Below are 7,431 nucleotides of genomic sequence, written 5' to 3'. Positions count from 1 at the left end.
CCATCATGGGCTTCGTCGTCGACCGCACCGGCACGTTCACCAGCGGATTCGTCCTGATGAGCTGCCTGGCTGCGGCAAGCGCGCTGTTGTTGCTGCTCACCGGCACGAACCCGCGCCAGGCGGCGGCCACCGCCCCGGCACCGTCCAACGCGGCATCCGGGGACTGAGGAGTGTTCGGGAAGCGGTTTGGATAGGTGGTCGGGCAGCGGAACCCCAGGCGGCTGACGGCTCCGGGATCTCCTCCTGACGTAGTGCCGCTGTCCTCGCCAGAAGACGCCCGAGAACCCCGCCGGTGGTCGGCCGAGTCCTCGGGCACCGCAAGCGGCCGACGCCGCTTCTTCAACAGAACCTAGCCGGCAGCATCCCCGCGGTTCCCGGCTCAGTAGCCGCGGGCGACCCACTCGTCGAAGTGCTCTCTGACCTCGCCGATGGTCGTGCTCGCGCCGTGCCCGGGGTGCACGCGGGTCCGTTCCGGCAGCGGCAGCAGCCGGTCCCGGATCGAGGCGGTGATCGCCCCGAAGTCGGAGAACGACCGGCCGGTGGCGCCCGGACCGCCCGCGAACAACGTGTCGCCGGTGAACACCACACCCAGGTCCGGGCAGTACAGGCAGACCGAACCGGGCGAATGTCCCGGTGTGTGGAGGACTTGCAACGCCGCCCGCCCCACGCCGATCTGCTGGCGGTCGGCGAGCCGGTGATCGGGGACCTGGTAGGGGTGGGTCAGCCGCCAGACCGGAAGATCGTGCGGGTGCAGGAAAACCGCCGCTCCGACGGCCTCGGCGAGGTCCGGTGCGCAACGAACGTGATCATCGTGCGCGTGCGTGGCCAGCACCGCGCGCACCGCGCGGCCCGCCACCAGCTCACGGATCCGGTCGACGTCGTGCGGGACGTCGATGACGACGCATTCGCGCTCGTCGCCGACGACCCACGCGTTGTTGCTGACCTCGTGGATCTCCCCGTCCAGGCAGAACTTCCCGGTCGTCGTGGTGTGGTCGATGCGCACGCCCATCAGAACGTGACCACCGAACGCAGCACCTCGCCGCGGTGCATCTTCTCGAACGCCGACTCCACGTCGTCGAGCCCGATCCGCTCGGTGACGAACCGCTCCAGCGGCAGCCTGCCCTGCTCGTGCAACTCCGCGAGCATCGGGACGTCCCGTTCCGGCAGGCAGTCCCCGTACCAGCTCGACTTCAGCGCCCCGCCGCGGGCGAACACGTCCAGCAGCGGCAGTTCCAGCCGCATCTCCGGGGAGGGCACGCCGACCAGCACGACCGTGCCCGCGAGGTCGCGCGCGTAGAAGGCTTGAGTGTAGGTCTGCGGCACTCCGACCGCGTCCACTACGACGTCGGCACCGTTGCCGCCGGTGAGTTCCCGGATGGCTTCCACGGTGTCGGACTCCGCGGCGTTGACGGTGTGCGTCGCGCCGAACTCGCGCGCCCATTCCAGCTTCACCGGGTCCTTGTCCACCGCGATGATCCGGCGAGCACCCGCCATCGCGGCCCCGGCGATCGAGCCGTCGCCGACGCCGCCGCAGCCGATCACCGCCACCGAATCACCGGGCCCGGCGTTTCCGGTGTTGACCGCCGCACCGATCCCGGCCATCACTCCGCAGCCCAGCAAACCCACCACCGCGGGCTCCGCCGACGGCGCGACCTTGGTGCACTGTCCGGAGTGGACGAGCGTCCGCTCGGCGAACCCGCCGATTCCCAGCGCGGGCGAAAGGGGCGTGCCGTCGGCGAGCGTCATGGGCGCAGCCGCGTTGTGCGTGTCGAAGCAGTACTGCGGACGGCCTCTGCGGCAAGCCCGGCAGACACCGCACACCGCGCGCCAGTTCAGCACGACGAAGTCGCCGGGCGCCAAGTCCCGCACGCCGTCGCCGACCGAGTCGACGACGCCCGCGACCTCGTGCCCGAGCAGGAACGGGAATTCGTCGTTGATGCCGCCTTCGCGGTAATGCAGGTCGGTGTGGCAGACCCCGCACGCCTGCACGCGCACGACGGCCTCACCGGGTCCTGGATCGGGGACATGGATCGTGGTGACTTCGACCGGCTTGCCCTTCCCGGTCGCCACAACGCCACGCACTTCGGTCACGACAATCTCCAATTCGGGGTCGACCGGTTCGGTCCTTATCGGGCAGTCCTTGGCGGCTCGTTGTTCACCCGACGTACTCGGCGGCCGCGTCGATCAGCCAGTCGGTGACGTACCGGGCGAACGAGGCGCGCACGATCAGCCAGTAGCTCGGCGGCCGCACGTCCCGGCACACCAGGAGCACTCCCGTCCGCGCCAGCAACGTCTGCGCGCAACGGTCCGGCCCGAAGCTGCGCGGATGCAGGTCGAGCGCGCATCCCTTGTTCAGCACTTCGCGGGCGCTCGGCCCGGACACTTCGATGATCGTCCGGTTCGCCGAGACGTCGACCACCGCTCCGTGCTCGTCGCCCAGCGCCGCGCTCAAGGTGTCCTGAATGGACTCGGCAGCGCCTTCGCGGCCCAGCAGCAACCATTCGTCCGGCCCCAGCCAGAGCACCAGCAGATCACCGGTCCGCACCACGCTGCCCGGCAAGTTCGGCAGCATCGCACCGATCGCGGTGCCGATCCGCCCGCCCGCGAGGCCTTTCGGGTCCACGCGCAGATCGACCTGCGCGGTGAACGGGATCTCGGCGATGCGGACCGCGTCCGGCGCGGAATGCCGGGCGAGCGTACCCGCACGGGCGGACAACGGGGATTCGCCGTAGGGCTCAGCCATCGCGACGCGCTCCTTCCTTGTCGTACAACACGGGTTCGGTTACTTCGAGCGGAACGAGCCGGTTGCCCACGAGGCTGTAGATGGTGGCGCCGATCCGGTCCCGCCCGCCTTTCACCAGTGCCAACGAGAAACCTGTCCGGAGCGCTGCACTGCGGTAGCTGGAGGTGACGTGCCCGAGCATCGGGACCGGAGGTTCCGGCAGCTCGGCGCTGCCGACCAGCGCAGCGCCCTCCGGCAGCACCAGGTCGGGATTCTTCGGCAGCAGCCCCACGAGGTGCTTGCGGTCGGTGCGCGCGGTGTCGCTGCGGCTGAAGGACCGCTTGCCGAGGAAGTCGTCCTTCTTCTTCGACACCGCCCAGCTCATCCCGAGGTCGTGCGGCGTGACCGTGCCGTCGGTGTCCTGCCCGACGATGGGAAAACCCTTCTCCGCGCGCAGCACGTGCATGGTCTCGGTGCCGTACGGGGTGATCTTGAAGGGTTCGCCCGCGTCGTAGAGCGCTTCCCACACCTCGCGCCCGTACCACCGCGGAACGTTGATCTCGAAAGCGAGCTCGCCGGAGAAGCTGATCCGGCACACCCGCGCCCGCCGGCCCGCGACGATCCCGTCCCGCCAGGACATGAATGGGAAGCTGTCGTTGTCCAGCTCGATGCCCGAGGCCACGCGGCTCAGCACCGCCCGCGAATCCGGCCCGGCCAGCGCGATGGTCGCCCAGTGCTCGGTGACCGAGGTCAGGTGCACCTGCAGGTGGGTCCACTCGGTCTGCAGCCAGTCCTCCAGCCACTCCAGCACGCCTGCGGCGTTCCCGGATGTGGTGCTGATCAGGTACCGGTGCTCGCCGGTGCGCGTGACGGTGCCGTCGTCGAAGACCATGCCGTCGGCGGTGCACATCACCCCGTACCGGATGCGGCCGACCTTGAGGGTGCTCATCTTGTTCGTGTAGACGAGATCCAGGAATTCGGCCGCATCCGGCCCCTGCACGTCGATCGTGCCCAAAGTGGACACGTCCTGGATGCCCACACCGCCGCGCACCGCGCGGCATTCGCGCAACACCGCGGTTTGCATCTGCTCCCCGGGCAGCGGGTAGTACCACGGGTGCTTCCACTGCCCCACGTTCTCGAAGGGCGCGCTGTGCTCGACGTGCCAGTCGTGCATGGCGGTGACGCGGATCGGGTCGTAGCGGTCCCCTCTGTCGCGTCCGGCCAGCGCGGCGAAGGTCACCGGCGTGTAGGGAGCGCGGAAGGTCGTCGCCCCGACTTCGGCGAACCGCTTGCCGAGCAGCTCCGCGATGATCCCCGTGGACAGCGGTCCCGAGGTCTTGCCCTGGTCGTGCGCGGTGCCGATCGTGGTGAAGCGCTTGACGTGCTCGACCGAGTCCATCCCGGCGCCGATGGCTTTGCGGATGTCGGCGACCGTGGCGTCCCGGGCGAGGTCGACGAACTGGTGGTGCCCTTCGGAATCCGCCGGACTCGGCAGCAACCACACGTCTCGGCCCGCCAGCACGGGCGGATTCTTCGCGACGGGAACCCGGCCCGGTTCCGCGTCGAAACCGGCGGCGCGTGCCGCGTCGACACCCGCTTGCGCACCGCTGTGCAGGCAGTCGGTCGTGGCGAACGAGCCCGCCGCCGCACCCGCCGACCGCACCCTGCGACCGTCCTGTTCGGGCACGAAAGCACCGATTTCCGGGCTGTAACGGAGTTCTCCCCCGGATTGGCTGTGCAGGTGCACGGCCGGCGTCCATCCACCGGAGACCAGCAGCAGATCGCAACCGACGACCTGCCGGACGGGCGCCGGGCGGTCCTCGCTGGTGTCCACATTGGTCAGATGTACGCTGGAAATCCGCTCGCTGCCGGATGTTCCGACCACCGCGGCGCTCGGCCGGATGGTGATTCCGCGCTCGATGCACAACGAAGCCCAGTAGGTCGACACGACCTCCCGCGCGTCGACGATGGCGGCGATCTCGACCCCGGCATCGTGCAGGTCGATGGCCGCCGCGTAGGCGCTGTCGTTGGTGGTGAACACGACCGCGCGCCGCCCCGGCAGCACCCCGTACCGGTGCAAGTACGTCCGCGCCGCCGCGGCCAGCATCGTGCCGGGACGGTCGTTGCCCGCGAACACCAGCGGGCGCTCGTGCGAACCGGTCGCCAGAACCACTTCTCCCGCGCGGATGCGCCAGATCCGCTGGCGGCTGTGCGCGTCGTCGCCGCGGTGTTCCACGGCCACCAAGTAGTTCTGGTCGTAGTGACCGAACACCGTTGTGCGCGGCAGCATTCGCAACTCCTCGCACGAGTCGAGCTCCGCGACCGCCCGCTGCACCCACCGGGTTCCGGCAGCGTTGTCCAGGGTTTCGCCGTTTCCCAGCAGGCTGCCGCCGAACTCCGCATCGGCGTCCGCGATGATCACCCGCGCCCCGCTGCGTGCCGCGTTCAGCGCAGCCGACAGGCCGGCGGGGCCGGCTCCGACGACGAGCACGTCGCAATGGGCGTGCATCGCGTCGTAGCGGGCGGGATCCGGCTCGGTGGCCAGTCGCCCCTGCCCGGGAAGCCCGGTGGCTTCGAGCCCGTCGCGCAGCTCGACCGTCGTCGCGGGCAGCATCGGCTCCGGGAACGGCTTTTCGATCTGCACCAACGCGTTCGGTTCTTCCGAGCCCGCGGCGACGATCCCGCGCGGTCGGCCGTAGCGGATGCTGGTACCGACCTGGTGCACGCCGTTGGCCAGCAGGGCCGAGGCCAGCGTGTCGCCTTCGTAGCCTTCGTAGTCACGGCCGTCGAAACGGAAGCGAACGGTGCGCCCGCGGTCGATGCGGCCGCCCTCGGCAAGCCTGTACTCGTTGCTCACCTCGTCACCGTCCTCGGCTCGTCGGCGTGGATCTCGTTGGTGGCGGTGTCCCGGCGCACCGTGAACCATCGGCGGCAACCTGCCTGGTGCGACCAGCGCTCGGCGAACACGCCCTTCGGATTGTCGCGGTAGAACAGGAAACGCGCCCAGTCCACATCGGACACCGCGTCTGGATCGACCGGGTACTGCACGCCCGACTGGCCGCCGTAGTGGAACTCGGTCTCATTGCGCGGCCCGCACCACGGGCAAGGAATCAGCAACATGGTGAGTCTCCTTCAAGGTTTCTTTGGAAGGATCTGCGCGGCGGTGCCGGCTGCTCAGGTGGTCGCTGCTCAGCGGCTCCGCCGCTGACAAGGCAAAAATCGAAGACCACAGTGCTGACCCTTCAGTGCGCGACGCCCGCCGCGCCGTGCTCGTCGACCAGCGCGCCCGTGGTGAAGCGCTCCAGGCTGAACGGGGCGTTGAGCGGATGCGGTTCGTCGTGGGCGATCGTGTGGGCGTAGCACCAGCCCACTCCGGGCGTGGCCTTGAATCCGCCGGTGCCCCAACCACAATTGACGTACAGGCCGTCGAACGGCGTGCGGCCCATGATCGCCGAGGCGTCCGGTGTCACGTCCACGACTCCGGCCCAAGTGCGCAGCACGTGCGCTCGCGCGAACATCGGGAACAGCTCCACGGCCGCGGTCAGCTCCCGCTCGATGGTGTGGAACGACCCCCGCTGCCCGTAGGAGTTGTAGGCGTCCACACCGGCACCGAGGACGAGTTCTCCCTTGTGCGCCTGCGAAACGTAGACGTGCACCGCGTTGGACATGACCACCGTCGGATGCACCGGCTCCAGCAGTTCCGAGACCAATGCCTGCAACGGATGGCTCTGGATCGGCAACCGCAGCCCCAACTCGTCGGCCAGCACCGAGGTGCTCCCGGCCGCGGCCAGCGCGACCTTCCCGGCCCGGATCGGCCCGCGCGTGGTCGTCACGCCCACCACCCGATCACCGACCGTCTCGAACCCGGTGACCCGGCAGTTCTGCACCAGATCCACCCCCATGCGATCCAGCGCGCGAGCGAAACCCCAAGCGACGTGATCGTGCTTGGCGATCCCCGCCCGCGGCTGCCACGTCGCACCGAGCACCGGGTACCGCAGCTCTTGCGAGGTGTTCAGGATCGGGCAGACATCGGCCACCTGCCCGGGATCCAGCCATTCCGCGTCGATGCCGTTGAGCTTGTTCGCCTCGACCCGTCGCACGCTGTCGCGCACCTCTTGCAGCGAGTGCGCCAGGTTCAGCACACCGCGCTGGGAGAACAGCAGCGGATAGTCGAGCTCGTCCGCCAGCCCCTCCCACAACTTCAAGGCGTGCTCGTACAGGCCCGCGCTCTCATCCCACAGGTAGTTCGAGCGGATGATCGTCGTGTTGCGGGCCATGTTCCCGCCCGCCAGCCAACCGCTCTCCAGCACTGCGACGTTGGTGATGCCGTGGTTGACCGCGAGGTAGTAGGCCGTGGCCAGGCCGTGCCCGCCACCTCCGACGATCACCACGTCGTACGACGACTTCGGCTCCGGGGATCGCCAGAGCCGGTCCGGGTGTTCGGGCAACTCGGCGCCCGGGGTGCGCGGCGTCATCAGAAACCCCCGTTCAGGTTCGGGTAGAGGGGTTGTGCGTTGGCGAGTGCTTCGACGCGGCCGCGGAGTGCGGTGGTGGTCTCGGTGGTGAGGTCGGGTTGGAGGGCTTCGGCGATGATGTCGGCGACTTCGGTGAACTCGGCCTTGCCGAATCCGCGGGTGGCCAGTGCGGAGGTGCCCACGCGGAGTCCGGAGGTCACCATCGGCGGGCGCGGGTCGCCTGGCACGGCGTTG

6 protein-coding genes and 1 pseudogene are annotated in these 7,431 nt (G+C 69.3%); all 7 read right to left on the bottom strand.

What is annotated here, in order from left to right; genetic code table 11:
- Window positions 1-379: 379 nt before the first annotated feature.
- Window positions 380-1,009, bottom strand: coding sequence for an MBL fold metallo-hydrolase (locus IJH84_RS01720; RefSeq protein ID WP_295139461.1), 630 nt, complete (start codon window positions 1,007-1,009; stop codon window positions 380-382).
- On the bottom strand, window positions 1,009-2,091 hold the full coding sequence (locus tag IJH84_RS01715) for an S-(hydroxymethyl)mycothiol dehydrogenase (protein WP_295139458.1): 1,083 nt from the start codon (window positions 2,089-2,091) through the stop codon (window positions 1,009-1,011). Before IJH84_RS01715 ends, IJH84_RS01720 begins: the two co-directional genes overlap by 1 nt.
- Before the next feature lie 64 nt (window positions 2,092-2,155).
- The gene (locus tag IJH84_RS01710) at window positions 2,156-2,743 is read right to left on the bottom strand and encodes a sarcosine oxidase subunit gamma (RefSeq protein ID WP_295139455.1); all 588 of its coding nucleotides are present in this window, start codon (window positions 2,741-2,743) and stop codon (window positions 2,156-2,158) included.
- Complete coding sequence (locus IJH84_RS01705; protein ID WP_295139452.1) at window positions 2,736-5,579, bottom strand: 2Fe-2S iron-sulfur cluster-binding protein; 2,844 nt, start codon at window positions 5,577-5,579, stop codon at window positions 2,736-2,738. Before IJH84_RS01705 ends, IJH84_RS01710 begins: the two co-directional genes overlap by 8 nt.
- On the bottom strand, window positions 5,576-5,842 hold the full coding sequence (locus IJH84_RS01700; protein WP_295139449.1) for a sarcosine oxidase subunit delta: 267 nt from the start codon (window positions 5,840-5,842) through the stop codon (window positions 5,576-5,578). The genes IJH84_RS01705 and IJH84_RS01700 overlap by 4 nt, the downstream gene beginning before the upstream one ends.
- Window positions 5,843-5,964: 122 nt before the next feature.
- Complete coding sequence (locus IJH84_RS01695) at window positions 5,965-7,197, bottom strand: sarcosine oxidase subunit beta family protein (protein WP_295139446.1); 1,233 nt, start codon at window positions 7,195-7,197, stop codon at window positions 5,965-5,967.
- Window positions 7,197-7,431 (bottom strand): annotated as a pseudogene (locus IJH84_RS01690) (serine hydroxymethyltransferase); the annotation flags it as partial. The pseudogene IJH84_RS01690 and the gene IJH84_RS01695, both read right to left, overlap by 1 nt.

Source organism: Saccharopolyspora sp. (assembly GCF_017434145.1).
Taxonomy (GTDB): Bacteria; Actinomycetota; Actinomycetes; order Mycobacteriales; family Pseudonocardiaceae; genus Saccharopolyspora_C; species Saccharopolyspora_C galaxeae.
Note: the sequence above shows the minus strand (reverse complement) of the source record. Positions and strands in the feature narration are given on the sequence as shown.